This is a genomic window from Pseudomonas sp. IT-93MI4, from assembly GCF_949767635.1.
GTDB classification, from domain to species: domain Bacteria; phylum Pseudomonadota; class Gammaproteobacteria; order Pseudomonadales; family Pseudomonadaceae; genus Aquipseudomonas; species Aquipseudomonas putida_A.
Genome location: NZ_CATKPP010000008.1, coordinates 26651 through 52798 on the forward strand (window position 1 = coordinate 26651; position 26148 = coordinate 52798).

Sequence of the window (26148 nt, forward strand, 5' to 3'; positions counted from 1 at the left end):
CGATCAACCATCAAAGCTGACCCAGCACCGGGGTGCTGACGCGCACGTCGGCGTTCTGCCCACGATGACGCAGCAGGTGATCCATCAGCACGATGGCCATCATCGCTTCGGCAATCGGCGTGGCGCGGATGCCGACGCACGGGTCGTGACGGCCCTTGGTGATCACGTCCACCGGGTTGCCGTGGATGTCGATCGAACGGCCCGGGGTGGTGATGCTCGACGTTGGCTTCAGTGCCAGATGCGCGACGATCGGCTGACCGGACGAGATGCCGCCGAGGATGCCGCCAGCATTGTTGCTGAGGAAACCTTGCGGGGTCAGTTCATCGCGATGCTCGGTGCCGCGCTGAGCGACGCAGGCGAAACCGGCGCCGATTTCCACGCCTTTCACGGCGTTGATGCTCATCAGCGCATGCGCCAGTTCAGCGTCGAGGCGGTCGAAAATCGGCTCGCCGAGGCCCGGCATCACGCCTTCGGCGACTACGGTGATCTTCGCCCCGACCGAGTCCTGATCGCGGCGCAACTGGTCCATGTAGGCTTCCAGTTCCGGGACCTTGTCCGGATCCGGGCTGAAGAACGCGTTCTGTTCCACCGAATCCCAGGTCTTGAACGGGATTTCGATCGGGCCGAGCTGGCTCATGTAGCCACGGATGACGATGCCCTGGCTGGCCAGATACTTTTTGGCAATCGCACCTGCCGCCACACGCATCGCGGTTTCCCGCGCCGAGCTGCGACCGCCACCACGGTAGTCGCGCTCGCCGTATTTGTGGTGGTAGGTGTAGTCGGCGTGCGCCGGGCGGAACAGATCCTTGATCGCCGAGTAGTCCTTGGACTTCTGGTCGGTGTTGCGGATCAGCAGGCCGATCGAGCAACCGGTGGTGCGGCCCTCGAACACGCCGGAAAGGATTTCGACCTCATCGGCTTCCTGACGCTGGGTGGTGTGGCGGCTGGTGCCTGGCTTGCGCCGATCGAGGTCGCGCTGCAGGTCTTCGAGGGAGATCTCCAGGCCCGGCGGGCAGCCGTCGACAATGGCGACCAACGCCGGACCATGGCTCTCGCCAGCGGTGGTGACAGTGAACAACTTGCCGTAGGTATTGCCGGACATGCAGGACGCTCCGTGAAATCAAACCCGAATTCGATGCGCGCCAGTATACGCAGGCTAACCGAGTAGTTCATCCTCGAACCTTAGTGGTGTTGGTGAGTCCAACCGGCACCTTGGCGAATGATGGCGTGATGATGCTGCGAGTTCTGATCTTGAGTCTTACCCTGTTTACCGGCTTTGCCCACGCGACTGTCCTGCAGCGCCCGATCTCTCTGGATACCGGGAGCGGTGAACTTTTCGGCTCGCTGTTGCTGCCAAAATCCGACAACCCAGTGCCGGTTGTCCTGATCCTTGCCGGCTCCGGTCCTACAGATCGTGACGGCAATAACCCCGATGGCGGGCGCAATGACAGCCTCAAGCGACTGGCCTGGGTGCTGGCCAAACACAACATCGCCAGCGTGCGCTACGACAAGCGCGGGGTGGCTGCGAGCCGGCCGGCCACACCTGACGAGCGCAATCTGTCGGTGGAAGGCTACGTCGACGACGCCGTGGCGTGGAGCCAGAAGCTGAAAAACGATCCGCGCTTCGGCCCGTTGATTCTGCTCGGTCACAGCGAAGGTGCACTGATTGCCACCCTCGCCGCCCCGCGTGCCGACGCCGCTGCGCTGATTTCGCTGTCCGGCAGCGCCCGCCCGGTGGATCAGGTAATCCGCGAACAACTGGCCCGTAGCCTGCCGCCACCGTTGATGCTGCGCAGCAACCAGATTCTCGACAGCCTCAAGGCCGGTCACACCGATGCCGACGTGCCGGCGCCGTTGCAACCGATCTTCCGCCCGAGCGTGCAGCCGTATCTGATTTCGCTTTTCCGCCAGGACCCGGCCAAGGCTTTTGCGCAACTGAAGATGCCGGCGCTGATCGTCCAGGGCAGCAACGACATGCAGGTCGGCGTCGGCGATGCGCAGGCGCTGAAAGCCGCCAAACCCGACGCCGAACTGGTGGTGATCGAAGGCATGAACCACGTCATGCGCATCGTCCCCGCCGATGTGAAGCGGCAATTGGCCTCGTACAAGGACCCCAATTTGCCACTGGCGGCGGAACTGGGCGGCAAACTCATCGAATTTATTGACGGCATTCGCAACCGTTAACCGTAGTTTGCCCTCCAGTCCTGCAAAAAACGGCCGATAAGCCTTTGTCGCCAGCGTATCGGCTGGCGACAAGCAGGGCTTGGACAGGATCTCGCCGTTATGACTGATACCCCGACTTCACCCGACACCACCGCTGAAAAAGACGCACCGCCAGCGGTCGAGCTGCCATGGGCGGACGTCAGCGTCGAGCACCACAAGATGCTCCGCCTGGCCCCACTGCAGACTGACCGTCACACCGGTGGCCGGCCGTTGCGCTTTGTCGAGTTCGGCTACGCCGAGCGCAACAGCAAAGAACACAGCCTGATGCGCATGGCGATCAAACTGCCCGGTCAGCGCGTGCGTAAAGAGCAGAACCATCTGGATGTGTGGGTCAATCACACCAGCAAACGTGTGCACTTCGGCCCCGACAGCGGTTTGCAGATCGAACCGTTGAACCGTGGTATCGGTCGTTTCATGGCTGCACAAGGCATCAATTGGGCGAAAAAACGCTGGCCCGCCTACACCGTCGACGGCATGGACTTGAACAACAAGGACGCGCTGAACGAAGACACCCGCCTGCATCGCGATCACTTCTTGCGCGTGCATGGTTTTGACGTGGTTTACGCCGACGCCCAGCATTTGAAGGGCAGCGTCAAAGAGGTACAGGTCGGTGACCTGTTGGGCGACTGGAACAGCGAGAAGCTGCAGATCGTCGAGATTCTCGAAGCGGCGCAGATGCTGCAACAGGCCGAGCAGAACCTGGCCGAGCAGGAAGTGAAGCTGAAGAAGCAGGAAGAGAAGGTCAGCAAGTTCAAGCGTGAAGACGCTGGTTTGCGCTTCACCATTACCTGTCTGGTGGCGTTTGCGGTGTTTCAGGCGGGGTTGTTGATCTGGATTGCCACACACCGCTGATGGCTTGAGACCGCGGCGCGGCTATTCGCGAGCAGGCTCGCTCCCACCTTGGAATGTACTTCCCTGTGGGAGCGAGCCTGCTCGCGAAGCTTTTATCCTTTAGACTCGGGAAGCGAACAGCGCCTGATGATCGCGGCACTGCTCCGCCGTCAACATGAACACACCATGCCCGCCACGCTCGAATTCGAGCCAGGCAAAATCGACTTCCGGGTACAACGCTTCGACGTGTACCTGACTATTGCCCACTTCAACGATCAACAGCCCCTTCTCGGTCAGGTGATCCGCCGCTTCGGCGAGCATCCGCCGTACCAGGTTCAGACCGTCATCTCCGCAGGCCAGGCCCAGCTCCGGTTCGTGCTGGTATTCGTCCGGCATGTCGGCGAAATCTTCGGCATCAACGTACGGCGGGTTCGACACGATCAGGTCGAAACGCTGCCCCGGCAGGCCATCGAAACCATCGCCCTGCACGGTGTACACACGCTCATCGACGCCATGGCGCTCGATGTTCTGGTTGGCCACTTCCAGCGCTTCGAACGACAGGTCCGCCAGCACCACTTCGGCGTTCTGGAACTCGTAGGCACAGGCGATACCGATGCAGCCCGAGCCGGTGCACAGGTCGAGGATGCGTGCCGGCTCGTCGCCGATCCACGGTGCGAAGCGGTTTTCGATCAGCTCGCCAATCGGCGAACGCGGGATCAGCACGCGCTCATCGACGATGAACGACATGCCGCAGAACCATGCCTCACCCAACAGGTACGCAGTCGGGATGCGCTCTTCGATGCGGCGCTTGAGCAGGCGTTGCAGGTTGACCAGTTCGTCGTCTTCCAGCGCACAGTCGAGATAGCTGTCGGCGATCTCCCACGGCAGGTGCAACGCACCGAGCACCAACTGCCGGGCTTCATCCCAGGCGTTGTCGGTGCCATGGCCGAAAAACAGATCCTCCCCATGGAAGCGGCTGACGGCCCAACGGATGTGGTCGCGCAGGGTACGAAGTCGGGAAGTGATCACGGGGCAGAACTCCAGAAAAAACGACTGGCGATTCTAGCAGCCAAAACGCGTCACGACGACGCGGGAAACATTCGCCGCCGACAGTAGGACTTTTCTGTTTTTTGCATCAGCTATTGAACAGAACGTGTAACTTGACAAGGCTGCAGGCCAATAACGACGCTGCCTACGATGGTAGCGGTTCACAGAACCGCTCAGCCAGAGGACAATGCCGCAAAAGCCCCACCCCAAGGAGCCCCGAATGTCCGTTCCAAAAACGATGTTTCAACTCAGCGGCCGCGGTTACGCAGCGGCCACACTGAGCCATGCCACCGTGGTCATCATTGATGCCCAGAAAGAGTACCTCAGTGGCCCGCTGGCCCTGAGCGGCATGGACGCGGCCGTCGCGAACATCAAACAACTGGTCGCCGCGGCCCGTGCAGCCGGTCGGCCGATCGTGCACGTGCGTCATCTCGGCACCGTCGGTGGCCTGTTTGACCCGCAGGGCGAACGCGGCGAGTTCATCCCGGGCCTTGAGCCACAGGGTGATGAAACCATCATCGGCAAACTGCTGCCGAGCGCGTTCCACGGCACCGAACTGCTCGACCGTTTGCAGAATCTCGGCTCGCTGGATCTGATCGTCTGCGGCTTCATGAGCCACTCCAGCGTCAGCACCACCGTGCGCGCGGCGAAGAACCTGGGCTTCCGTTGCACCCTGGTCGAAGACGCCTGCGCCACCCGTGACCTGCCGTTCAAGGGCCGCGTGCTCAGCGCCGCCGTGGTGCAGGAAGCGGAAATGGCGATCATGGCCGACAACTTCGCCACCCTTGCCCTGACTCAAGATCTGATCTGATCTGCTCTGATGAGCGGCTCACCGCGCCGCTCATCCGCAAAAGCCTCGCATTTGCTTCAATTGCCTTAGCCTCAGGAACAACCCGGTCAACTCCCGGTCGAAGGGCCGATACCCATTGAGGAAGGTCGGAATGAAGTTATCCGATGGATTTGACGCACGCCGCTTGCGGCCCAAAGGCCAAAGCAACTGGCGTTTTCGATTCGGCGCAGCGATCGCCGCCATTCTGGCGACGTTCGGTGTGCTGCTGGCGATGGCCGGTGCCGCCAGCCTGCTGGGACGCCCGCCGGCGCTCGGCGATTTGAATGCCACGCCGATGGGTTCGGCGATCATTCTCGCGGTCGGCTTGTTGTTCCTGTATTTCGGTGTGGCGCTGTGGCGTCGATGCCGGCGTCGCGCCAGGCAATCGCGGGAGCTGAACATGTCCCCGCACCTGATGAAAAAACACGACTGACTCCACGGCCTGGCTTTTTGCCGGGCCGTTTTGTTTCGACTTGGGTAAACTGGCCGCCCTTCGCGGAGGCTGACATGCAAGACGACGATTTTTCCCTGTTCAAAAGTGCGATCCAAGGCGTCAAGCCGATCAAGCACGACCGCGCCGACACTGGCAAACCCAAGGCTGACCGCGCGCAGATCGCCAAACTGCGCCAGTCCGCCACCGTGCGCACCGACACCACCACCGTGGATGGCCTGTCCGATCAGTTCGTGATCGACGTCGGCCCCGAAGACGAGTTGATGTGGGCCCGCGACGGGGTGCAGGAAAGCCAGATGCGCAAGCTCAAGATCGGCCAGATCCCGTTCGAAGGCAGCCTCGACCTGCACGGCATGAACGTCGAAAAAGCCCGCGAGACCCTCTGGGCCTTTCTCGCCGAAGCGACCAAATTCGAAATCCGCTGCGTGCGCGTCACCCACGGCAAGGCCGTGCGCCTGGACGGCAAGCGGCCGATGATTAAAAGCCACGTCAACACCTGGCTGCGTCAGCATCCGCAAGTGCTCGGTTTCTGCTCGTGCCAGGCGAAACACGGCGGTGCGGGCGCGGTGTACGTGATGCTCAAACGCACCATGATGGAAGGCCGCGACGAATAATCGCGTTACACCGAACTTGCAGGGTTGTGTCCGCCACCGTACCCTTGCCCTTTGCGAAAATCCCCACAGGTAGTTTCATGTCCCTGGAACAGAATTACACCGCCATGTTTAGGGGCATTCAGTAGGTTCTCAGGGTCAATGAAATCAGGGGCTTAGCACCGAGGACAACCCAGAATTTCATGCTAATACACAGTTATTGGTACAGAAATTGGTACGGAATTCATATCCCACATACATTGAAAAAGCCCCGCATTGCTTCAAGCGATGCGGGGCTTTTTCATTGTTGAATCATGGCTTGACCGTAAATCGAATGGCGGCTATCGGCCATAAGCGGTCGCCTTGGCCGTCAGCTTTCAGCCAAAACGTGCACTCGTGATGGGCATTCTGGATGTTAGACTTGCCCATTTACCCCGACTCCAAGGTGTTGTTGCGTGAATACGGAAAATCATTCCCAAACGGCCGCGTTTCTCTGGTCGATTGCCGATTTGCTACGCGGTGACTTCAAGCAGTCTCAGTACGGTCGCATCATCCTGCCATTAACCCTGCTGAGGCGCATGGAGTGTGTGCTGGCGCCCACCAAGGATGCTGTGATTCGCGAGTTTTACGCTCAGGAAGGACGTCCAGACACGGTACGTGAAATGTACATGCTGCGTGCGGCAAGGGGCCTGCAGTTCTTCAACGCCTCGCCTCTAACTCTTGGCACGCTGTCCGACAGCCAGACTCCTGCCGACCTAATGAGTTACGTACAATCCTTCAGTAAGGACGCTCGCGAGATATTCGAACACTTCCACTTCGAAGATTTCGTCCAGCAACTGGCCAGCGCCAATTTGCTCTATCAGGTGGTGCAGCAATTTGCCGCCACCGACCTGAGCCCTGAACGCATCAGCAACTTCGGTATGGGCATCATCTTCGAAGAATTGATCCGCAAGTTCGCGGAAAGCTCCAACGAAACCGCCGGGGAGCACTTCACCCCACGCGATATCGTGCACCTCACCACCTCGCTAGTGATCACCGATCAAGACCACAAGCTCGCGCCCAACAGCATCGTCACTATTTATGACCCAACCGCCGGCACCGGCGGCTTTCTGTCCGAGGGCGATGAGTACATCCAGTCCATCAGCGAGAAGGTCAGCGTGTCGCTACACGGTCAGGAGCTCAATCCTGAGTCCTACGCCATCTGCAAGGCGGACATGCTGATCAAGGGCCAGGACGTAGCCAGCATCAAGCTCGGTAACACCCTGTCCAACGACCAGCTTGCCGACAAGCGCTTCGACTTCATGCTCAGCAACCCGCCGTTTGGCGTGGAGTGGAAGAAGGTGCAGAAGCAGATCACCGACGAGCACAGCCGCAAAGGCTTCGACGGCCGCTTCGGCCCAGGCCTGCCGCGTGTGTCTGACGGTTCGCTGCTGTTCCTCTTGCACCTGGTCAGCAAGATGCGTGATCCACGCGACGGCGGCTCGCGCATCGGCATCATCCTCAACGGCTCGCCGCTGTTTACCGGCGGTGCGGGTTCGGGAGAGTCGGAGATTCGCCGCTACCTGTTGCAGAACGATCTGGTCGAAGCCATTGTCGCACTGCCCACCGACATGTTCTACAACACCGGCATCGCCACCTATGTGTGGATTCTCTCCAACCACAAGGCCGCTGCGCGTCAGGGCAAGGTGCAGTTGATCGACGGCAGCCAGCACTACGCCAAAATGCGCAAGTCGCTGGGCAGCAAGCGCCAGTACATCACTGAGGATCAAATCAGCAAGCTGGTGCGCCTGTATGGCAGCTTCGAGCAAACCGCGCAGAGCAAAATCTTCCCCATCGACGCCTTCGGCTACCGGCGTATCACTGTCGAACGTCCGCTGCGCCAGAACTTCCAAACTAGCGCCGAACGCATTGCCAAAGTGCTGGATGAAAAAGCCCTGCAGAAACTCGACAGCACCGCTCAACAACAGCTGATGGACGCCCTTCAAGCGATGGATGCCAGCGTGTTGCACCGCAACCGAGAGCAGTTCAGCAAGCTGCTGAAAAAAGCCCTCACCGCGCAGAGCGTCAGCCTGAGTGCGCCCGAACTCAAAGCCCTGATGAACGCCCTAAGCGAGCGCGACCCCGAAGCGGATATCTGCATGACCAAAGGCCAGCCGGAAGCCGACGCTGGCCTGCGCGACAACGCGAATGTGCCGCTGGGCGAGTCGGTATACGACTACTTTCAGCGCGAAATCATCCCCCATGTGCCGGATGCTTGGATCGACGAGAGCAAAACCGATGCGCAGGATGGTGAGGTCGGCATTGTCGGTTACGAGATTCCTTTTAACCGCCATTTCTATGTGTTCCAACCACCGCGCCTGTTGGCCGAGATCGATAGCGACCTGAAAGCCTGTACCGACAGTATCAAACAGATGATTGAGGGGCTGTCGGCATGACGTTTCCAGTGTATCCGGACTACAGGGATTCCGGGGTCGAGTGGCTAGGGGCTGTACCTGTACATTGGGATATTAAACCGCTCAGATATCTCGGTCGCTTTAGAAAGGGGTTGACGATAACAAAGGCAGATTTAACTGATACGGGTATCCCTTGTCTGAACTATGGTGAAGTTCACTCCTTATATCCTTTTGAGGTGAACCAAGACATACAGGTTCTAAAGTGCGTGCCTGCGGAGTATCTGGACACAGAGCCATCATCTTGTATTAGCTATGGCGATTTTGTGTTTGCCGATACCTCGGAGGACCTTGAAGGCGTCGGTAATTTTACTCATGTGTCAGGCTTGGACCCTCTTTTCGCTGGTTATCACACGATTATCTACAGCTTGGATTCGGACGTAAATTCACGGTTTCTCGCCTATTGCCTAGAGTCATTCGCCTTCAGAACCCAGTTACGTATGGGTGTAAAAGGGGTCAAGGTATTCAGTGTTACTCAGGAAATTCTTCGCGGTGGTATTGCTTGGCTTCCTACAACAGGCGAGCAAACCCAAATCGCTCTCTTCCTCGACCACGAAACCGCCCGCATTGACGCGCTGGTCGAAGAGCAGCATCGCCTGATTGAACTGCTCAAGGAAAAGCGTCAGGCCTTGATATCCCACGCCGTCACCAAAGGACTCGACCCCACGGTGCCGATGAAAGACTCCGGTGTGGAGTGGCTAGGCGAGGTGCCGGCGCATTGGGGAGTGAAGGCTTTACGTTATCTGGGTGAGTGTCAAAACGGCATAAATATTGGAGGAGAGGCTTTCGGGTCGGGCTCCCCTTTTGTAAGTTATGGCGATGTGTATAAGAACGCCGTATTACCTAGTGAAGTTACCGGGCTTGTTCAATCCTCACCGGAAGACCAGCGACGTTACTCGATTGAGTATGGGGATGTATTTTTCACCCGAACATCGGAAACAGTTGACGAGATAGGCTTCAGTGCAACCTGCCTGCAGGAGCTTCCAAGTGCTGTTTTTGCTGGATTTCTGATTCGATTTAGGCCGACGGGAAAGTCTCTATCCCCTGGGTTCTCTAAATATTATTTCCGTAACCAAAGGCTACGTATTTTCTTCAACAAGGAAATGAATTTGGTTACCCGAGCATCTTTAAGCCAGGACTTGCTGAAGTTGCTGCCTGTAACTATTCCGCCAGTAGTTGAGCAAATAAAAATCTCTGATTATTTAGATAGAGTCACTGCGGAGTTCGGTTCTTTGCTGGGTCAAGCAATCAAGGCTATTGATCTACTGAAAGAGCGCCGCTCCGCCCTAATCTCCGCCGCCGTAACCGGGAAAATCGACGTGCGCGGCTGGCAGCCACTGGCTCTTGCCCAATCCCCCGAATTAGAAGAAGAGGCCGTGTAATGGCGGACAGCAAGGAAGCTCAGTTTCAACAAGACATCATCCTCGCCCTGGCCGCCCAGGGCTGGCTAGTCGGCACCGCCAGCGGCTACGACCGGCGCACGGCACTCTATACCGAAGATGTGCTGGGCTACTTCAAGGAGGCCTGGCCGGAGCGTTGGGTCAAGTTCGCCAAGGCCAACCCGAATGACCCGGATGATGTGCTGGTGCAAAAGTTGGTACGTGAGCTGGAGCAAAGCGGCACCCTGGATGTGCTGCGCCATGGTTTCAAACTACCGGCAGTCAAGGTGGAGCTGTGCAGCTTCCAGCCCGACCATGGCATGAACCCGGACACCCTCAAGCGCTACCAATGCAACCGCCTGCGCGTGGTGCCGGAGGTGTCGTACTCGCCGCATGCGCGTGAGGCGGGCAGCAGCGGTCAAAGCTACAACCCACGGCTGGATCTGGTGCTGTTCGTCAACGGGATCCCCACCGCCACGCTGGAGCTGAAAAGCGAGTTCAAGCAGTCGGTGGAAAACGCCAAGCGCCAGTACCGCCAGGACCGCCAGGTCAAAGACCCGCTCACGCGCAAACCCGAGCCGCTGCTGACCTTCAAGCGCGGCGCGCTGGTGCACTTTGCCGTAGGCCAGAACGAGGTGGCGATGACCACGAAGCTGGCGGGTAAAGACACCTTCTTCCTACCGTTTAATCTCGGCAGCGAGGAAGGTGGTGCGGGCAACCCGATGCCTGAGGGCGACAGCCAATACTCCACTAGCTACTTATGGCAACGCCTGCTGCAGCCGGATGCGTGGCTCAAAGTGCTGGGTCGCTTTCTGCACTTGGACAAGAAAACCAGTGAAAGCTTCGATGGAACGCTGGTGACCAGGGAGACGATGATCTTCCCGCGTTACCACCAATGGGAAGTGGTCAATAAGCTAATCGATACCACCCGCACCGATGGGCCGGGCAAGCGCTATTTGATCCAGCACAGCGCCGGCTCGGGCAAGTCCAACTCCATCGCCTGGACGGCGCATCAACTGGCCTCGCTGTACGACGATGCCGGCCAACGGTTGTTCAACTCGGTGATTGTGATTACCGACCGCACCGTGTTGGATAAGCAGCTGCAGGACACCATCTACCAGTTCGAGCATGCCCAAGGCGTGGTCAAGCAGATCAATCGTGAAAACAGCAGCCAGAGCAAATCCGAACAACTTGCTGAAGCACTGGCCGAGCAGACGCGCATCATCATCGTCACGATTCAGACTTTCCCGGCGTTGTTCGACGCGCTGGATAAATACCCCAAGCTCGCCAGTGGGCGCTATGCGGTAATCGCCGACGAGGCGCATTCCTCGCAAACCGGTTCATCGGCCAGCAAGCTGAAGCAGATTCTTGGCAGCGATGCCTTGGAAGGGGAAGAAGTCAGCGCCGAAGAGCTGCTCGACGCTGCTGTGCAGGCGCGCCAACCGAATGAGCGCATCAGCTACTACGCCTTTACCGCCACGCCCAAGGCCAAGACCCTGGAACTATTCGGGCGCCCGGCCGACCCGACGCTGCCAGCCAGCTCAAGCAATAAGCCGGAGGCGTTTCACCTGTACTCTATGCGCCAAGCAATTGAGGAGGGTTTTATCCTCGATGTGCTGCGTAACTACACCACTTACAGCACCGCCTGGAAGATCGCCCACCCGGACGGCGAAGACGACGAAGTGGACAGCAAAAAGGCGCGCATCAAACTGGCCCGCTGGGTGCGTCTGCACCCGTACAACATCAGCCAAAAGGTCGAGGTGATCGTCGAGCACTTTCGCGCCAATATCCGTGGCCTCCTGGGGGGGCAGACCAAGGCGATGGTGGTGACCAGTAGCCGTCAGGAAGCCGTGCGCTACCAGTTGGCGATGAAGGCTTACGTGCAGCAGATGGGTTACAGCGATGTGCACCCGCTGGTGGCGTTCTCCGGTAGCGTGTTACCGGATGAGGTGATCCCCGAAGAAGTGACGGAAAACAACAACCTGCTCAACGCTGGCCTCAATGGCCGCGACCTGGCGAACGCCTTTGACACCCAAGACTTCAACGTGATGATCGCCGCTAACAAGTACCAGACCGGCTTCGATCAGCCCAAGCTGTGCGCCATGTACGTGGACAAGAAGCTGCAAGGCGTGGACTGTGTGCAAACCTTGTCGCGGCTGAACCGCACTTTCGGTGATAGCAAGCAAACCTTCATCCTCGACTTCTTCAACGAGCCGCAGGACATTCTTGACGCCTTCTTGCCTTACTACACCAAGGCCGAACTGACCGATGTGACTGATCCGCAGATCATTTATGACCTGCAGAAGACACTGGATGCCGAGGGAATTTATCACTGGCAGGAGGTCGAAGCGTTCGCCATGGCTTTCTTCGACCCCAAGGCGGCGGCCAGCAAGCTCAGCTACTACTGCACCCCGGCTAAAGAGCGCTTTGCCAAGCGTTATGCCTTCTCGATCGAATCGCACCAGCAGGCGCTGGATTACAAGCGCACCGCCGAAGCCAACGGCGACAGCGCTGGCCTGAAAAAAGCCGAGCACGCGCTGAAAGAGGCTGGCGAGCAGATTGATCAGCTCGACCTGTTCCGCAAGAACCTGCAGAGCTTTGTGCGCCTGTACGAGTTCCTCTCGCAGATCGTGCCTTATGAGGACCGCGAGCTAGAGCAGCTGTGTGTGTACGCTAAGCATCTACATCCGCTGCTGCGCATAGATCGTTTGCAACAAGACGACGTGGACGTGGGCGAACTGCAACTGAGCCACTATCGCCTGAGCAAGCGTGCTGAGCACCAGCTGCGGCTGAGCGAAGAAAGTGGCGAATCCACCCTCAAGCCCGGCAGCGATGTGGGCAGCGGTAAGCCCCATGACCCGGAGAAAAAGCGTCTGTCGGAAATCATCGAGGCACTGAACGATATCTTCGGTGCCGAGGTGGGCGAAGAGGACCAACTGCAGTTCCTCACAGGCATTGCACAGCGCATCAGCCGCCAGGCAGATGTGATGGCTCAGGTGAACAATCACTCGGTAGATCAAGTGATGCATGGCTTATTCCCCAAGCGTGTTCTGGACACCGTACTGGATGCTATGACCGACTACGAAAAACTTTCGCTAGAAGTCTTGGACAACGAGACAAAAAGCCGGGCTTTTGCGTTAGTGATTTTGAAGATGCTGAAATCCACGGCCATCTTTGATGAATCCGGCTTGCGTGATGCCTGAAACCGTATAACTCCATCAACGACATACGCGCCGACATCTGCTTTTTTGCCGATATCAGCCCTTCGTCAAAGGCCGCGTTGAGTCCAAAGCCGCCGGAAGGAAATGGCAGCTTTTGGCCGGTAGCGGTCGCTTGTTCGCGTACCGGGTAGGTACGACTCTGATAATCAGTGTGCTGTGACTTATCCATGGCTGGGTTCCTATGCCTGCTCGCCGGCGAGAACACGGTGATGGAACTGGGACAACGATTGCAACGCGTGCTCAGCGGCTTGGCGCTGAACTTCACAACGAGAGCCGAAGAATCGCAACTGCCGGGTGAATACGCTCTGCCCCCTATCGGTTTGGAAGGCCCATGCGAAACAGATGGTGCCCGCAGGTATCCCGTCGACATCATCTGGGCCAAGAATTCCGGTGGTCGCCAGTGCAACGCTGGCGGGGCTATCGCGCAAAGCGCCCAGCGCCATTTCTCGAGCCACTTCACAGCTGGTCAGGTTGAACGTCTCGATTGTACTGGGACTGACATTTAACAAGCGCTGTTTGGCCTCAGGGGAATAGACGACGTACCCGCTTTCAATCAGTTCGCCACTGCCCTCCACTTCAGACAGAAGGGTGACGATCTTGCCTGCCGTACACGACTCGGCCGTCGTCAACCGCAACGAGTGGTTGCGGAGCAAAAGGAGGGCCTCATGAATCGCACTGATCTGTACATCATTGAATATCGGCTTCATGGAAAGCCAAAGTCGTTCGTCATTCGTTCTCCAAAAATGCGGAACGCTGACGCCTGGCATTGGGGATGTTGCGACGCAGACTTGGCACCTATCCCTAAACCGGGGAAGGCTCCGCTCAAGATGTTCAGCAAGCCTATGGCTGAGAGGTTCGGCGTGACGGACGTGAGATGGCGGGAAACTACCAAAGTAGAGTGGACGGGGGCTATTTCATGAACCAAGACACAATGCAGCAGGCGGTTTCATCGGCCGACGATGAGCTCGCGCGCAACGCGGCACTTTTCTTCGAGGTGGACCGGCTGGAGGCGTATGCCTACAGCCTACTAGAGGGCGACTCCACGAGCGCAGTGTCTTGGAAACGGTTTACACAAGCCAAGGTTCTGGCCGATGCTAAACGTATTGAAGCGCAGCAGGATCTGCTGCGCATTCGCGGGTGACTTTAAAGAAAAAATGCCGACTAGTACTTCAATTCGATGATTGACAACTGGATTTGGTCTGCCGATTTAATTTCATCGATAAATCTGAATCCAGCGACTGTTCAGTTTAAGGCCTCGCATCCAATGCAGGAATAGGATCCGTATGAATGGGAATAGAAAAAACAGACCATGTATCAAATGCCAGCTTCTGGTGAGATAAAGCTTCTACCCAATCAGCACCCGATACCTTACCCGAGACCACCAACATCATCAGGCGTGTCGTAGACGCATCCAGCTCCAGCAAAAGCTTGTGGGCTGTAAAACGAAAATCATCACTGGAAATCACAAAAACGAACCGGAGAAGGCATAGTCCGCAGACCGGACCACTATTCCTCTTAAGAGTATGGCACTCCTGCAAAGTTTAGTGAGCATAATCGCTGATAATCACGTTGGCGCTGGATTAAGCTACGTTTTAATCGAAGGCGATATCAGGACGAACGTGGTTACCCCTTGCTATGCTCCGGCGAGGAAGGCCCCTTGGTGACCCCCCGGGGTCCCGCAGCCCCCCAGATCACTACCCCAATTACAGGGATCAAAAAAACTAACGCCGCCCACCCTACTTTGGCCCCGGAAGGCTTATCGCTCCTCATCACACTATTCACTGCCCATAGATCCAGCAGCACCATAATCACCGCACAGGCGATCCAAAAGTATTCGGTTTGCATGATGCACCTCCGTCGTTTGTATAGTTTGGTGAGCGACCGATCGCTAAGGTTCATACGGTTCGACAGTCGGCTTCTTTGCAAAACGCCACAGCGACCGTATTCGCTGTGGCGTGTGTAGGCGACCTACTTCAGCGCGTTGTTATTTTTCCAGGGTGGCCGCCTGGTTACCCCCTTGCTCCGCGATCTTCGACAGCTTCTCGTCGGCGCCTTTCTCCTCAGCGAGGGTGGCTTGCAACAATGCAGCGGCATCGTCGAGTTTAAGGTGCTTGGCCATTGCGATCAGAGTGCCGTAACTGGCGATTTCGTAGTGTTCAACCTTCTGCGCCGCACCGATCAGCGCCGCGTCCAGCACCGCACCTTTGTCGATTTCATCGAGCAACTCTTTGGACTCTTCGACCAAGCCTTCCATCGCAACGCACTTCATGCGTTTGAGCTTCAATCCAGTTAGCTCGACCAGTTGATCAATACGTTCGATCTGACCCTGGGTTTCTTCAAGGTGCGAGGTGAAGGCTTCCGCGAGCAGTGGATTGGTCGCGGCCCGCGCCAAACGCGGCAATGCTTTGGTGATCTGTTTCTCGGCGCTGTAAACATCGGAGAGTTCATGGATGAACAAGTCTTCAATAGTTTTTCTAGCCATTTCCTAACTTCCTTCTGGTCGTTGGATGTTTGCCCGAGGCGTGACGATCAGGATGACTCGCCCGCCATCGTGGCGTTCATGAAAAATGACCCAACCCTTTTGAGAGGCGTTCCAAGATTTTTTCGATTCGCAGATGAAGTGCTCATGCCGCTAACCCAACGCGGTATCGAGGAACATCATCACCCCGAATCCCAACATGAGACCGAGGGTCGCAGGTGTCTCATGGCCGTTTCGATGCGTTTCAGGAATGACTTCGTGAGATACCACAAAGATCATCGCGCCGGCTGCGAGACCCAGGGCTACTGGATAACCCAAGGCAAATCCGCTCGATACACCAAGGCCCACGACTGCGCCCAAAGGCTCCATCAAACCGGAACCGATGGCGATCAGGGCCGCCCGCCAAGCCGATATGCCGGTGACCCGCAGAGCCAACGCTACGGCGAGGCCTTCCGGAATGTCCTGAATGGCGATGGCGGTCGTCAGAGGCAGGCCTACTTTCATGTCGCCGTTGGCAAAACTGACTCCGATGGCCATGCCCTCCGGCAAGTTGTGCAGCGTGATGGCCAGAACGAACAACCAGACTCGATTGATACGTTGGGAGCCGGGTCCGCGCCTGCCGCTTTCCTGGTGCTCGTGAGGTACGAATCTGTCCAAGCCGACCATCAGTACAACGCCTAGAGCCAGTCCGAACACGACAACAAAAGCGGCAAGTAGCTGGTTACCGCACAGTGCCTGAGCGGCCTCGATACCTGGAAGGATCAGCGAGAAGGAGCTTGCTGCCAGCATCATGCCGGCGGCAAAACCCAGCATGATGTCTTGGGTGCGCGAGGCGATATCGCGAAGGATGATCGCCCCCAAGGCGCCCAGGGCGGTCGCAGCGAACCCCGACAATCCTCCCAATGCTGCCAGACGCAGATTTTCATTATCAGCCCCTACCAGCGCAGAGTAACCGCTGATCGAAAGCAATCCAGTTACCAGCAGCAGCGTCGCCCAGAACAGCACCCCGGGCCAACCGCCACTGGACACCATGCCCCACCAGTTACGTGATGGGGTTCTGGCAGACGATGAGGAAAGTGCCATGTCGCCTCCTATCGTCCTGTTGAATGTTTCCCATTGGTGCTGACCGTGGATTGGCGCAACGTTCGGGCGATCCGCAGGGCGGTGCGGTCATAGGATGCAGCGGTTGCGTTGAACCGATCGGTCAAGGACTGCGCCAGGTCATTGTTGAAAACATCGGTATTCGAGCTCATGTCGTGTACCTCGGCATGAATAAAAAACCGCACGCCGTGGCGGCGTGCGGGACTGGTCATCAAGCTTTTGGGTCACCCTGAACACCCGCCCCCAGATCGGCGCCGGTGATGGGGTTACTGTCCGGGTCGGACATGGTTCCAGCCTTCATGTCCAGCAGCAGCGCATCTTCCTCAGTGCTGAGCTGGACACTGGCGGTCCCGTCCCCGCCATCCACCGCTGGCCCTGGGTTTTCCACGAACTCCCAGTCGTCACCCTGGTTCCACGGACCACGGGTGCTGCCTTCCCCTTGGGACATGTTGAAGTACACGTTGGTGAACTCCGGCATACCGGGTAGCTTGCCCTGCGGGAAGTTCGGCTGGATCGCATGCAGTGCTTTTTCGAAGGACAGTTGGTGGGCGATTTCACGGGTCATGAGAAAACCGAGCGCTTCTTTAACGCCGGGGTCGTCCGCTACGTTCATCAGCCGCTCATAGATGATTTTTGCGCGAGCCTCGGCAGCAATATTGGAACGGAAGTCGGCCGTCGGCTCACCGATCGTATCAACGTAGGCTGCCGACCATGGCACACCAGCGGAGTTGGTCAGCGGTGCGCCGGCGCCGTAAAGCAGACTGGTGATGTGTGAATCGTTGCCCGCACCATTGATGGCCCGGTACAACTCACCTTCCTCTTCAACGCCTTCGGCCATTCGGCCTTTCGCGCCTTTGTTCAACATGACGATGATGGAGCCGACGATTTCGAGGTGACTCAGCTCCTCGGTCGCAATGTCCATCAGCAAGTCTTTGCGGCCCGGATCATCCTCGGCCAGCGCTTGGGTGAAACCGCGATGCCGCAGCGAGTTCTCCCTGTGCTCCGCCAAATTGTTCAAGTAATAGATTGGCCAACCCTGGATTGGGTTCGGCAACACGCACGGTGTATTGAAGCCGCTTGTTATGTATGAACATTAGAAGTCTCCTCAGACAGTGTTAAAAAAATCTTGAATCACACAGTTCTGAAGCAGCCACAAGGTTAGAAATTGCATTTCTTTTTTACGCAGCCGACGAATGGATTCGTACACCCCTACATAGACGATACGCTAGGAATATGCTTATGATTTATCAACAGAATTGGCATTTGTCGCGTCGCTACTTAAATATAGAAACCTATACAAATTCATAGAATCCTATACAATCAAAAAAATATGTATAGATATTTTTACCAAAAGATGGCCCTTTGCCGTTTTTGGTGGTGCTATATTTTTTTGAAAAACTGGGGAGTCCAGAACATGTCAATCTCTATCGATCCTCACTTTAACGACCCACTCCAAAGATTAATATTAATTGATTCTTCTTCTGGTGAGCTTGCCATAGACCTCGTCAACTCAATTGAGCCCGAGCCTATTAAAGATCACAATTCTTTAACAGCTACAATCATTGAAACTGGATTTGGACTTGCCGAGGGAAGACCAGAAGCAATTGATTATCTTTTGAAAGTCTTATTAGACCTAGAAAGAAAGGGGGCCTTGCCACATGACCTTGCTCAGCATTTCACTAACCGAGTTATTTCACTGGGTAGCCGAAATCCAGAAGTAACACAACACACTCACTCCCGCACCTCATGAAAAAGAAAACAAAAAAGAGCGACGAACCTATAAGCAGACTACTTATAGCGCTTATAGTGCTCATCGCCTTGATTTGGACTGCCCTAGTATCACTTGTGATGTACTGGACTGCTCAGCCCACATTAAACTAGCCGAACACCAGAAAACTGAAATAACGCCCCTTAAAACAAACAATTAAAAGCATCAGCGCTCCAATTCATGATCACCAGTTCGCCACTGACTTCCGCTTTGCCTTGCCGCTGATTGGTATTGCTGTAGCGAATTTCCAAGGTCTCGAAGTGGAAGCCTTCAAACACACGACGAATATCCGGATGGTCGTTGATGCTTACCATCACCTTGCCTTTGCAGCGGCGCATGAAGTCAGCCATCCGTTCGTAGTTCTCGAACGGGAATTCGACGCCATAACCAGCGGTCTGCCAATAAGGCGGGTCCATGTAGTGGAAGGTGTGAGCCCGGTCGTAGCGTTCAGCGCATTCAAGCCATGAGAGATTTTCGACGTAGGTGCCGGACAAGCGCTGCCATGCGGCCGAGAGGTTCTCCTCGATGCGTAGCAGGTTGATGGCCGGGGCAGTCGTCGCCGTGCCGAACGTCTGACCGGAGACCTTGCCGGCGAAGGCATGGTGCTGCAGGTAGAAGAATCGGGCGGCGCGCTGGATGTCGGTGAGAGTTTCGGGGCGGGTCATTTTCTGCCATTCGAACACCTGCCGCGAACTGAGCGCCCATTTGAATTGGCGCACGAACTCTTCGAGGTGGTTCTGCACAACGCGATAAAGTGTGACCAGGTCGCCGTTGATATCGTTGAGGACTTCCACGGGCGATGGCTGGGGCTTCATGAAGTACAGCGCGGCACCACCGGCAAAGACTTCTACGTAGCATTCGTGTGGCGGAAAAAGCGGGATGAGGCGGTCGGCCAGGCGGCGTTTGCCGCCCATCCAAGGGATGATGGGTGTAGACATAAAAAGCAAGACCTTTACTGTATAGATAAACAGGTACTAGGCTCGCCGCGCTTTGTGCACGGAGCAAGAGCCTTGGCTGGACTTGCAGGGATCATCTGCAGGGACGGCGGTCGATCCGGATGTTGACGCATCCGGACCGGCCGCTCTTTTTCACTTCGGTGTTGAGACTTCTTTGGCGTATGCCTGACAGGCCGCGAGGGCAATCAGCCCCCGGTCGCCGTCGTCGGTGACGCTGATAATTCGTTGAGCATGCGCTGGGTCAAGTTCGGCTCTTGTGGGGCCATGAACCACGCCGCCGCTGCCGGTGGTGGCTGACACCGATCCGTTGCCGGCGCCGCTGGTGGCTTCGAGTAGGACTGACAGGCGCAGATCAGCAGTGGCAAGGCGGTCGCGCAAGCGACCTTGATCACGTTGGACATCGCTCAAGGCTCGATAATGAGTTTGTTCGCTCGTCGCCAGATGCTGCTCGAGGACGAGACGTTTGTCTTGTTCGTCACGCTGCTGCGCGGCCGAGGCCAGATTCAGTTGGTTGAGGGTTTCGGTGTGGAGGCGGGCCTGCTCTGCGAGCTGTTTGCCGTAGCGCCAATCCTGTACTTGCCAAGTAACGGCCACCAGCACCAAGCCTTTGGCCACCAGCCGATACGGTGCCGGGATCAGTTCGCCGAGACGCATAGCACCGCCCTCGCCCGCCCCCAAAGCTCCAGCCGATCCTGCAGCCCATTGAGACCACCGTTGATCCTGCGGGTGATCGCGTTGAATTCGTTTTGATCCGCGAGCGCATTCAAACCATTCACCGACCAGAACCATGCGGCCGACTCGGCGGCCCACTGCGGCAGCTCCAACAGTTCAGGCGTGCGCAGCAATCGCTCATCACCGAAAAGCGCCAGGCTGCAGCGCAGGTAATTGTCGTGGCCGGTGACCTGGATCAGGCCGCGACCGCGATAGCGCTGGCCATCACCATCCGCTGCCGGGGTATTGCCCAGTTTTGCGGCCAGAGCGCCAGTGTCGTATTTGCTTAGATATTGCTCGCCGCCCAGCTCCCGCACGTACTGCAGCTGACCTGACTCGTGTCCGATTTGAGCCAGGAACGCGGCTTGGCGTTTCGGCGTGTTGATCTGTCGGTGCGCCATGGCAGCGTTGAGTGCAGATACAAAAACGCCCGCTTGGCGGCGGGCGTTGGGCATGATGCGTTGCAGTTGCTGTTCTGTCAGTGACATTGATGTCTCCTTGAGGTGTGGGGATGCGACGCTCTTAGTTGAGCTGAACGACCTTCAGATCCTTCGCCGCTTTTTTCTTCTTGCCTTTAGCTTTTGCCTTGCCCTTCTTACCGCCGTTGCACTCGACCGTTGTGCTCCAGCCGGACTGGGTAAACACCTGCTCCACAGAGTCGACCAGGTACTCGCCATCGAGGCCGGCCTTGAAGCCTTGAGCGTTGATCGATCGTTCGGCAAACAGATCGGTGCGCCCTGGCATTTCCAGCCGGACGCCGGCAGTGGAGCGGTTGAACGCAGTGAGACGTGCCTGGGCTGCCGCTTCGGCGGCTGACTTGTTCGGGTAGATGTGGCGGTCGGTATGCACTGGCGGTAAGCCGTCCGGCGATTCGTTGTTGTCTAAAGTGACCACTGCGAGCTTTCCCGTCTTTTTATCCTGGTGTTTGGTCGATACCGCCTTGTGCGTGTTCCGATCACCGAGCCGAAACTGGAATCGACTGACGTCGCGCCGCTGGATCGCTACAACGCCGAAGCTTTTACCCGAGGCGCTCTGCCCGGCCTGGCGCGACATGACCAGCAGTTTGCTGTCGGCGACCTTGGCCGTGCAGTCGTACTGCTTGGCCAGACGCGTGATGAAATTGAAATCCGATTCGCTGAGTTGATCAGCGCGAGGCACTTTGGTTTGTACCGGGCACACCGCTTGCCAGCCATTGCGCGCGGCGACGTCGGCGACGATCCGCGACAGCGGTACGTTTTCCCAACTGCCGCTGCGGGTGGTCTTGCCACTGCCGCGCATGTCGCTGGCCTTACCGGTGATGACCAGCGTATCGGGCGGGCCAGATAGCTCAATCTCATCGACGACGTAACGGCCGATGCGGGTCAGTTTGGTTTCTGCATAACCGAGGAAGATCTCGATGCTGGCCCCGCGTGGAGGCAGCACCACAGCGCCGTCACGGTCATCGATGCGTAACTCGAACTCATCGGATTCCATGCCGGGCTTGTCGGTGGTCTTGAGCTGCAGCAGCCGATCATTTATCCGCTGGGTGATGTCGGCGCCGTCGGCCACGACGCGAAAGATTGGGGTCATCATTCCATCCAAAAGAAAGCCCGCACTGGGCGGGCCGATTGAGTCATTGCGCGGAATACCGGAGGGGCATCAGCCCCACAGCATCACCTCGCTGTCATCGGGTGCCGGCAGGTCCGGCAGCTCGATCACGATGCCGGCGCGATACGGTTGCGGCTCGTCGGCCAGGCCCTGATTGGCGTCCAGCACCGCTTCGACCGATCCGCTCAGATGCCCATAGGCGTGGTAGCACAGGGTGTCCAGCAGATCCCCGTCAGACGTTCTGCAGGTCATCGCCATAACGCGTGAACTCCAATGTAAATGCCTGCTTGCGCGGGATACCGCCCTGCAGCAGCGCGCTCTGTTCTTCTTCGACGTTCTTCAAGCACCAAGTGCCGAGCACATCGCCATAGCCGGTGGTCAGGGTCAGAGGCAGGAGCTGGGCACCGAGACTGCGTAGGGTGTCCAGCTGCTTGATTCCGCCCTTGAAGCCCGGGAAGATCGCGCCCTTGAGGGTGATTTTTTCCTCGCCGATGCCCACCGCTTGCTGCGCCGGACGGCGGGTTAACCGTTCTTGCGACGCCCAGCGGTACTCCGTCGAGCGCCGCAGCTCGTCGAAGGCGGCGGTGTCCAGGTTGAAGTAATACGGGACCGCCTTGGGATCCAGCGGCTGTACGATTAACAGGTGCGGAAACGGCTTCACCGCTTCCGGCATCGGTGTCGCATCACCCGCCAGTGATCCGGTCGGCAGAATGTTCCCCAGTGATGGACTGACCTTGCCGGCGATCTTGTTGATCGCGGTGGACGCCCGCGCTGCCTGTTCCTTGAGTTCTCCCATCCGCTCATCAATCTGCGACACGGCGCGGGTAGCCTTGTTGTAGGTGGCCACCACCTGCCCGACCTTAGCCTGCGCGGCGTTGACGCTGCGCATGACACGCTGCAGCTTTGCCCCGACCGCCGGCCCCACGATTGGAATACCTTCCAACTCCGAGGCAGCGCCGCTGATCTCGCTGATGGCACCGTTGACCGGCCCCATCATGCCGTCCAGGCTACGGCGTCCAGTTTCCCCCGCTGCAGCCAGATTCTTCAGACCAGACTGCAGCTGTTCCATGTAGGCCATTGGCCCTCCTTACACATGCGGTTCGTCATAAAGCTTGCGGTTCTGCAACTGCTGCGTGGCCTGCTGCATCTGCTGAGCAATGAAGGGCTGCAGCTCACGCGCCATTTGCGCCGGATCCTTGGCATCGCCCTGGACGGTGATGTGCAGCGGCGCCGAGATTTGGACCTGTTGCTCGATCTTAGGCGACTCGGCTTTCACAGCCGGAACCGGTGCAGCCAGAAGAGCCGGTGGCACTGGCGTACTGGCAGGTGCGGCCAACGACCTAGCCACATCGCCCATTGCTGCAGCAGGCGCCAAAGGACCAGCCGGCTTGGGTTCGAATGACCGGGCAATGTCGCCCATCACCGGCGTCAGGTTTTTCCCGGCATCAGCCATCATCAACGGCCCGGCATCCGGTACTTTTTTCAGCGACTCATCAGCGCCGAACAGTTTTTTACCCATGACTCCACCGAGCGCATCGCCGCCCATGTAACCGAGATAGCCGCCAATAAGGCCGCCGACGATGTTGCCAATGATCGGCACCGCCGTACCGATGGCTGCACCGGCAGCCGCACCGGCCAAGGTACCTGCCAAACCGCCGGCCGCTTGTCCGTAACCTTCCGCCTTTTCATCCTGGGTCTCGGCATTTTCATAGGTGTCGTAGGCTTTAAAACCAGCATCGACCACCGCCAGCAACGCTGGACCTTTCATGCCTCCGACTATCTTCGCGCCACGACCACCTCCTCCTCTCCCGCGGCCTTTCCCCCCTTTGCCTTTCTTGCCTTCGCCGCTGGCATCGAGATCACCGCCATTCAGCCCGCCACCAGCACCGGGAAGGTTGGTGACGATCACCTTTTGCGGGATGTTTGGGTTGCCCATCAGCGTACCGCGCCCGAGGTGCATCAGCCCCTTACCAACCTTGAAGGCGCTGACGGCCCCCTTGAGCGCAACCAGTCCAGCCACGGCTGTGCCGATGCCAAGCGTTACCCGTGGAAATTCGTCGGCAAAGCCCGACAGTTTGCGACTGACGTTGTTGATGCCGTCGGCCACGGAATCGGTGACCGGCCGGATCGCATCGCCGATGCTGCGCATGGCATCGTCCATCGACTGGGCCATTTCGGACCATTTCTGCGCCGAGGTTTGCCGGCGCTCGGCTAGGTTCTTATCGAGGATCCCGGTCGCCCCGGCGGAATCCTTTTTCAGCTGCTCATACAGATCCTTGTTCTGCATGTACGCGGTCAGCGCAGCCTTGACCTGCATATCGGCGAACAGGTCACCGGTGCGCAAAGCCTCCTCCAGAGACTTCATCATGGCCTTGGCTTTCTCGGGGTCAGCCTCCTTACTGATCGCCGCTGTGGCCTTGGCCATTTCGGCCGCCCGCTTCGGATCGGTCGCTTCAATGTACTTCTGGGCCAGGGCAAAACTGGATTCCAGTGTGGATTTGCCATTCTGCAAACCGGTCTGCATCGACCCCTTATAGTCGATCCCGGCCTTCTGGTAGGCCTTGACCGTTTCACCAGAGCCTATTTTCTCCATCCAGTTTTTGAGGTTGTTCGCCGCCTCGTCCGAACCACCGGCCGTCTTCATTTGCACCTGCAACATCGCGCCCAACTGCGTCACCGAATCCATGCCGGTGATACCCAGTTTGCCCATCCCGGCCAGCAATTCAGGAAACCACTTGGCCATGTCGACCGCTTCAAAACTGCCCGCCTGGCCTTGGTAGGCGATAGCCTCCAGCGCCTGCTGCATCACTTTGGGGTCGGTAATCTTGGCGTTCTGACCCAAGGCGTTGATCATCTTCGCCGTTTCAGTGCCTTCCGATCCTTGCCCCACCGCAAACTTGGCTGCGGTCGGTGCATAGGACAGCGCCTTGTCCAACTCCATACCGGCGGCGACCAGGGCGTTGACGACTTCGGCCACCTGATTACGCGCCATGCCTGTATCGCGTGACGTGTCGATCACAGTCTTGGACAGTTGCGCCTCTTCCGGCGTGTTGGCAATGTTGGCCTTGATCGCAATGTCGCGAATGATCGCACCATAGTCCGCACTGACCTTGGTTGGAATGGCAGCCGCTGCAGTCAGTGCACCAGCCTGACCGAGGGTGCTTTTCAGACCCGTCCGCCCCTCCTCAATCTGCCGATGTCCAAGCGCCTTGAGTTCGGCGCCGGCTGCCACACGCCCCATCGTGGCGTAGGCCTTGCTCAGCCGCCCGACCTCAACGCCTTGTTTCTTCAGCAGTTCGAGGTTCTTTTCGTACTTGCTCAGCAGTTTGTCCGCGCCGGCGACGCCGGTCATGTGCGCCTTGCGCCATTCATCGCGCAGACGCATGGTGTCGCCGATGGTGTTCTGCAACACGCGGGCCTTGCTGCCCACGGTGTCCAAATGTTTGATTTTGCTTTCGACGTCCTTGAACGCTTTGCCTACCGTCGGATCGACGGCGCCGCCAATGACAAAGCCGAGTGCGAGGTTCTTCGCCATGTGCGGACCTTATGCGCAAGGTTGGTTAAGCGGTGGCTCAATCGGAGAGCCACCACACCAGTTCGTTGAAGGACATGGCCAGGATCTCGGCCGCCGAGAATCCGGTTTCTTTAGCCATACGCTTGGCCAGGATCTTCAACGTAGAACCGTCGCACTTAGTCGTCCGTGACCAGACGAAAGTAGCCGGCCTGCAAGCGCATGTAATCCACCATCTTGAGCCCCACCAGATCCACCTCGGAGGTTTGGGTCAGCGAGGAAAACAGCGACAGTTCCCGCTGTTCGGCGTCACCGTTGGAGGCCGCTTGCGCGGCCCGCACATCCCGCACGCAAGGTGCGCGCATCGTCAGGCGGTCGACCTGTACACCATTGAGTTCGGTCGGGTATTTGAGGCTGATACGAAACCCTTCCTCGGTCAGTTCCATCCACTTAGGGAGCGACTGTTCGGGTGTAACTTGAATTGCTTGAGTCATTGCGTAAGTCCTTAAAGGCCCAGGGCAGAACGTTCTTCTGCCAGTTGATCAACGCCGTCGACCACCAGCACCATGCCGACCATGTCGATCTCGTAGATCAACCGACCGCCGACTTCGAGCTTGTAGTAGGTCAACGCCATGTTGTGTTTGCTCTCGGCTTTTTCGCCGGCCTTCCAGTCGCCCATGTCGACTTCTTTGAGACCGCCGCGCATCGTCACGATGACCGGAGTGACCTTGCCCTTGAGGCCTTTGAACGTGGCTCGGAACACCGCCGTACAAGCGGTGCGGTCGGACAAACCGAACCATTTCAATGCCTCACGGCGCACACCGTTGGTGGTAAACCCGGCTTCAAGTTTCTCGACACCGGTCGGGATCTCGATCTCGCCGGCCATGCCGCCGCCCCGATAGGTTTCAGTTTTCAGTACGACTTTGGGCAGGGTCAGGCTCGGCATCTCGCCGGCAAAACTCACGCCGTCGATAAACCCGGCGCAGTTGGACAGAACTTCAGGAATCATCAGGT

27 protein-coding genes and 1 pseudogene are annotated in these 26148 nt (G+C 57.9%); 11 read left to right on the top strand and 17 right to left on the bottom strand.

All coding sequences use genetic code 11. The features are described from left to right. Positions 1 to 10 precede the first annotated feature (10 nt). Positions 11 to 1102 carry a chorismate synthase gene (gene aroC, locus ACM6I7_RS05935; RefSeq protein WP_027613332.1) on the bottom strand — a complete coding sequence of 364 codons (1092 nt, stop codon included), beginning with the start codon at positions 1100 to 1102 and terminating at the stop codon, positions 11 to 13. A 128-nt stretch (positions 1103 to 1230) separates the two neighbouring features. On the opposite strand from aroC, the gene ACM6I7_RS05940 reads away from it, so the two are divergent. Beyond that, entirely contained in the window at positions 1231 to 2184 is a 954-nt protein-coding gene (locus ACM6I7_RS05940) for an alpha/beta hydrolase (protein ID WP_414888137.1), read from the top strand. 99 nt (positions 2185 to 2283) lie between these two features. Continuing rightward, on the top strand, positions 2284 to 3075 hold the full coding sequence (locus ACM6I7_RS05945; protein WP_414888138.1) for a hypothetical protein: 792 nt from the start codon (positions 2284 to 2286) through the stop codon (positions 3073 to 3075). A gap of 99 nt (positions 3076 to 3174) precedes the next feature. On the opposite strand, the gene prmB is transcribed toward ACM6I7_RS05945, so the two are convergent. Further along, positions 3175 to 4083, bottom strand: a complete 909-nt coding sequence (gene prmB / locus ACM6I7_RS05950) for a 50S ribosomal protein L3 N(5)-glutamine methyltransferase (protein ID WP_086794742.1) — start codon at positions 4081 to 4083, stop codon at positions 3175 to 3177. Positions 4084 to 4321: 238 nt separating this feature from the next. Here prmB and ACM6I7_RS05955 point away from each other — a divergent pair, with 238 nt between their 5' ends. From ACM6I7_RS05955 to ACM6I7_RS05980, 6 genes are all read left to right on the top strand, one after another. Continuing rightward, positions 4322 to 4912 (top strand): cysteine hydrolase family protein, encoded by a 591-nt coding sequence (locus ACM6I7_RS05955; protein WP_003223193.1) that lies wholly within the window; start codon positions 4322 to 4324, stop codon positions 4910 to 4912. Between the two features lie 130 nt (positions 4913 to 5042). Beyond that, a complete protein-coding gene (locus tag ACM6I7_RS05960) occupies positions 5043 to 5363 on the top strand; it encodes a hypothetical protein (RefSeq protein ID WP_007914024.1) in 321 nt (106 codons plus the stop codon). Between the two features lie 74 nt (positions 5364 to 5437). Then, a complete protein-coding gene (locus ACM6I7_RS05965; RefSeq protein WP_027613336.1) occupies positions 5438 to 5995 on the top strand; it encodes a Smr/MutS family protein in 558 nt (185 codons plus the stop codon). A 431-nt stretch (positions 5996 to 6426) separates the two neighbouring features. After that, entirely contained in the window at positions 6427 to 8406 is a 1980-nt protein-coding gene (locus ACM6I7_RS05970) for a type I restriction-modification system subunit M (protein ID WP_414888139.1), read from the top strand. Further along, positions 8403 to 9803 carry a restriction endonuclease subunit S gene (locus tag ACM6I7_RS05975; protein WP_414888140.1) on the top strand — a complete coding sequence of 467 codons (1401 nt, stop codon included), beginning with the start codon at positions 8403 to 8405 and terminating at the stop codon, positions 9801 to 9803. The genes ACM6I7_RS05970 and ACM6I7_RS05975 overlap by 4 nt, the downstream gene beginning before the upstream one ends. Beyond that, a complete protein-coding gene (locus ACM6I7_RS05980) occupies positions 9803 to 13003 on the top strand; it encodes a type I restriction endonuclease subunit R (RefSeq protein ID WP_414888141.1) in 3201 nt (1066 codons plus the stop codon). The genes ACM6I7_RS05975 and ACM6I7_RS05980 overlap by 1 nt, the downstream gene beginning before the upstream one ends. Positions 13004 to 13200: 197 nt before the next feature. On the opposite strand, the gene ACM6I7_RS05985 is transcribed toward ACM6I7_RS05980, so the two are convergent. Next, on the bottom strand, positions 13201 to 13728 hold the full coding sequence (locus ACM6I7_RS05985) for a CinA family protein (protein ID WP_414888142.1): 528 nt from the start codon (positions 13726 to 13728) through the stop codon (positions 13201 to 13203). Between ACM6I7_RS05985 and ACM6I7_RS05990 the strand changes: the two genes are divergently transcribed. Both ACM6I7_RS05990 and ACM6I7_RS05995 read left to right on the top strand, forming a co-directional pair. Continuing rightward, entirely contained in the window at positions 13687 to 13941 is a 255-nt protein-coding gene (locus ACM6I7_RS05990; protein WP_414888143.1) for a DUF6555 family protein, read from the top strand. The genes ACM6I7_RS05985 and ACM6I7_RS05990 overlap by 42 nt on opposite strands. Then, on the top strand, positions 13938 to 14162 hold the full coding sequence (locus ACM6I7_RS05995) for a hypothetical protein (RefSeq protein ID WP_414888144.1): 225 nt from the start codon (positions 13938 to 13940) through the stop codon (positions 14160 to 14162). The genes ACM6I7_RS05990 and ACM6I7_RS05995 overlap by 4 nt, the downstream gene beginning before the upstream one ends. 106 nt (positions 14163 to 14268) lie before the next feature. On the opposite strand, the gene ACM6I7_RS06000 is transcribed toward ACM6I7_RS05995, so the two are convergent. The 5 genes and pseudogenes from ACM6I7_RS06000 to ACM6I7_RS06020 all read right to left on the bottom strand — a co-directional run bounded on the left by ACM6I7_RS06000 (position 14269) and on the right by ACM6I7_RS06020 (position 17695). Then, a complete protein-coding gene (locus ACM6I7_RS06000; protein WP_414888145.1) occupies positions 14269 to 14487 on the bottom strand; it encodes a hypothetical protein in 219 nt (72 codons plus the stop codon). A 157-nt stretch (positions 14488 to 14644) separates the two neighbouring features. After that, entirely contained in the window at positions 14645 to 14866 is a 222-nt protein-coding gene (locus tag ACM6I7_RS06005) for a PLD nuclease N-terminal domain-containing protein (RefSeq protein ID WP_414888146.1), read from the bottom strand. A gap of 139 nt (positions 14867 to 15005) precedes the next feature. Beyond that, complete coding sequence (locus ACM6I7_RS06010) at positions 15006 to 15503, bottom strand: ferritin-like domain-containing protein (RefSeq protein WP_414888147.1); 498 nt, start codon at positions 15501 to 15503, stop codon at positions 15006 to 15008. A gap of 150 nt (positions 15504 to 15653) precedes the next feature. Further along, positions 15654 to 16583: a ZIP family metal transporter gene (locus ACM6I7_RS06015; RefSeq protein ID WP_414888148.1), complete on the bottom strand. Its 930-nt coding sequence runs from the start codon at positions 16581 to 16583 to the stop codon at positions 15654 to 15656. A gap of 229 nt (positions 16584 to 16812) precedes the next feature. After that, positions 16813 to 17695: pseudogene (locus tag ACM6I7_RS06020) on the bottom strand (manganese catalase family protein). Positions 17696 to 18015: 320 nt separating this feature from the next. Here ACM6I7_RS06020 and ACM6I7_RS06025 point away from each other — a divergent pair. Then, positions 18016 to 18351: a hypothetical protein gene (locus tag ACM6I7_RS06025; RefSeq protein WP_414888149.1), complete on the top strand. Its 336-nt coding sequence runs from the start codon at positions 18016 to 18018 to the stop codon at positions 18349 to 18351. Positions 18352 to 18512: 161 nt separating this feature from the next. Here the strand turns inward: ACM6I7_RS06025 and ACM6I7_RS06030 are convergent, their stop codons facing one another. From ACM6I7_RS06030 to ACM6I7_RS06070, 9 genes are all read right to left on the bottom strand, one after another. After that, the gene (locus tag ACM6I7_RS06030; protein WP_414888150.1) at positions 18513 to 19307 is read right to left on the bottom strand and encodes a DNA adenine methylase; all 795 of its coding nucleotides are present in this window, start codon (positions 19305 to 19307) and stop codon (positions 18513 to 18515) included. A gap of 150 nt (positions 19308 to 19457) precedes the next feature. Next, entirely contained in the window at positions 19458 to 19979 is a 522-nt protein-coding gene (locus ACM6I7_RS06035; RefSeq protein WP_414888151.1) for a lysis protein, read from the bottom strand. Further along, complete coding sequence (locus ACM6I7_RS06040; RefSeq protein ID WP_414888152.1) at positions 19961 to 20524, bottom strand: glycoside hydrolase family 19 protein; 564 nt, start codon at positions 20522 to 20524, stop codon at positions 19961 to 19963. Before ACM6I7_RS06040 ends, ACM6I7_RS06035 begins: the two co-directional genes overlap by 19 nt. Positions 20525 to 20558: 34 nt before the next feature. Continuing rightward, positions 20559 to 21605, bottom strand: coding sequence for a phage late control D family protein (locus ACM6I7_RS06045; RefSeq protein ID WP_414888153.1), 1047 nt, complete (start codon positions 21603 to 21605; stop codon positions 20559 to 20561). 69 nt (positions 21606 to 21674) lie between these two features. Beyond that, the gene (locus tag ACM6I7_RS06050; RefSeq protein WP_096796963.1) at positions 21675 to 21881 is read right to left on the bottom strand and encodes a tail protein X; all 207 of its coding nucleotides are present in this window, start codon (positions 21879 to 21881) and stop codon (positions 21675 to 21677) included. Beyond that, entirely contained in the window at positions 21856 to 22701 is an 846-nt protein-coding gene (locus ACM6I7_RS06055) for a phage tail protein (RefSeq protein WP_122843341.1), read from the bottom strand. The genes ACM6I7_RS06050 and ACM6I7_RS06055 overlap by 26 nt, the downstream gene beginning before the upstream one ends. A gap of 9 nt (positions 22702 to 22710) precedes the next feature. Further along, complete coding sequence (locus tag ACM6I7_RS06060; protein WP_414888154.1) at positions 22711 to 25158, bottom strand: phage tail tape measure protein; 2448 nt, start codon at positions 25156 to 25158, stop codon at positions 22711 to 22713. Positions 25159 to 25313: 155 nt separating this feature from the next. Beyond that, entirely contained in the window at positions 25314 to 25628 is a 315-nt protein-coding gene (locus tag ACM6I7_RS06065) for a phage tail assembly protein (protein WP_122843343.1), read from the bottom strand. Between the two features lie 11 nt (positions 25629 to 25639). Then, a complete protein-coding gene (locus ACM6I7_RS06070) occupies positions 25640 to 26143 on the bottom strand; it encodes a phage major tail tube protein (RefSeq protein ID WP_103368783.1) in 504 nt (167 codons plus the stop codon). Between the last annotated feature and the right edge of the window lie 5 nt (positions 26144 to 26148).

Bases quoted from the DNA above. Each gene is read 5' to 3' on its own strand.
- aroC (WP_027613332.1), bottom strand. From the start codon at position 1,102: ATGTCCGGCAATACCTACGGCAAGTTGTTCACTGTCACCACCGCTGGC.
- ACM6I7_RS05940 (WP_414888137.1), top strand. From the start codon at position 1,231: ATGATGCTGCGAGTTCTGATCTTGAGTCTTACCCTGTTTACCGGCTTT.
- ACM6I7_RS05945 (WP_414888138.1), top strand. From the start codon at position 2,284: ATGACTGATACCCCGACTTCACCCGACACCACCGCTGAAAAAGACGCA.
- ACM6I7_RS05955 (WP_003223193.1), top strand. From the start codon at position 4,322: ATGTCCGTTCCAAAAACGATGTTTCAACTCAGCGGCCGCGGTTACGCA.
- ACM6I7_RS05960 (WP_007914024.1), top strand. From the start codon at position 5,043: ATGAAGTTATCCGATGGATTTGACGCACGCCGCTTGCGGCCCAAAGGC.
- ACM6I7_RS05965 (WP_027613336.1), top strand. From the start codon at position 5,438: ATGCAAGACGACGATTTTTCCCTGTTCAAAAGTGCGATCCAAGGCGTC.
- ACM6I7_RS05975 (WP_414888140.1), top strand. From the start codon at position 8,403: ATGACGTTTCCAGTGTATCCGGACTACAGGGATTCCGGGGTCGAGTGG.
- ACM6I7_RS05980 (WP_414888141.1), top strand. From the start codon at position 9,803: ATGGCGGACAGCAAGGAAGCTCAGTTTCAACAAGACATCATCCTCGCC.
- ACM6I7_RS05990 (WP_414888143.1), top strand. From the start codon at position 13,687: ATGAATCGCACTGATCTGTACATCATTGAATATCGGCTTCATGGAAAG.
- ACM6I7_RS05985 (WP_414888142.1), bottom strand. From the start codon at position 13,728: ATGAAGCCGATATTCAATGATGTACAGATCAGTGCGATTCATGAGGCC.
- ACM6I7_RS05995 (WP_414888144.1), top strand. From the start codon at position 13,938: ATGAACCAAGACACAATGCAGCAGGCGGTTTCATCGGCCGACGATGAG.
- ACM6I7_RS06005 (WP_414888146.1), bottom strand. From the start codon at position 14,866: ATGCAAACCGAATACTTTTGGATCGCCTGTGCGGTGATTATGGTGCTG.
- ACM6I7_RS06010 (WP_414888147.1), bottom strand. From the start codon at position 15,503: ATGGCTAGAAAAACTATTGAAGACTTGTTCATCCATGAACTCTCCGAT.
- ACM6I7_RS06015 (WP_414888148.1), bottom strand. From the start codon at position 16,583: ATGGCACTTTCCTCATCGTCTGCCAGAACCCCATCACGTAACTGGTGG.
- ACM6I7_RS06025 (WP_414888149.1), top strand. From the start codon at position 18,016: ATGTCAATCTCTATCGATCCTCACTTTAACGACCCACTCCAAAGATTA.
- ACM6I7_RS06030 (WP_414888150.1), bottom strand. From the start codon at position 19,307: ATGTCTACACCCATCATCCCTTGGATGGGCGGCAAACGCCGCCTGGCC.
- ACM6I7_RS06035 (WP_414888151.1), bottom strand. From the start codon at position 19,979: ATGCGTCTCGGCGAACTGATCCCGGCACCGTATCGGCTGGTGGCCAAA.
- ACM6I7_RS06040 (WP_414888152.1), bottom strand. From the start codon at position 20,524: ATGTCACTGACAGAACAGCAACTGCAACGCATCATGCCCAACGCCCGC.
- ACM6I7_RS06045 (WP_414888153.1), bottom strand. From the start codon at position 21,605: ATGACCCCAATCTTTCGCGTCGTGGCCGACGGCGCCGACATCACCCAG.
- ACM6I7_RS06050 (WP_096796963.1), bottom strand. From the start codon at position 21,881: ATGGCGATGACCTGCAGAACGTCTGACGGGGATCTGCTGGACACCCTG.
- ACM6I7_RS06055 (WP_122843341.1), bottom strand. From the start codon at position 22,701: ATGGCCTACATGGAACAGCTGCAGTCTGGTCTGAAGAATCTGGCTGCA.
- ACM6I7_RS06060 (WP_414888154.1), bottom strand. From the start codon at position 25,158: ATGGCGAAGAACCTCGCACTCGGCTTTGTCATTGGCGGCGCCGTCGAT.
- ACM6I7_RS06065 (WP_122843343.1), bottom strand. From the start codon at position 25,628: ATGACTCAAGCAATTCAAGTTACACCCGAACAGTCGCTCCCTAAGTGG.
- ACM6I7_RS06070 (WP_103368783.1), bottom strand. From the start codon at position 26,143: ATGATTCCTGAAGTTCTGTCCAACTGCGCCGGGTTTATCGACGGCGTG.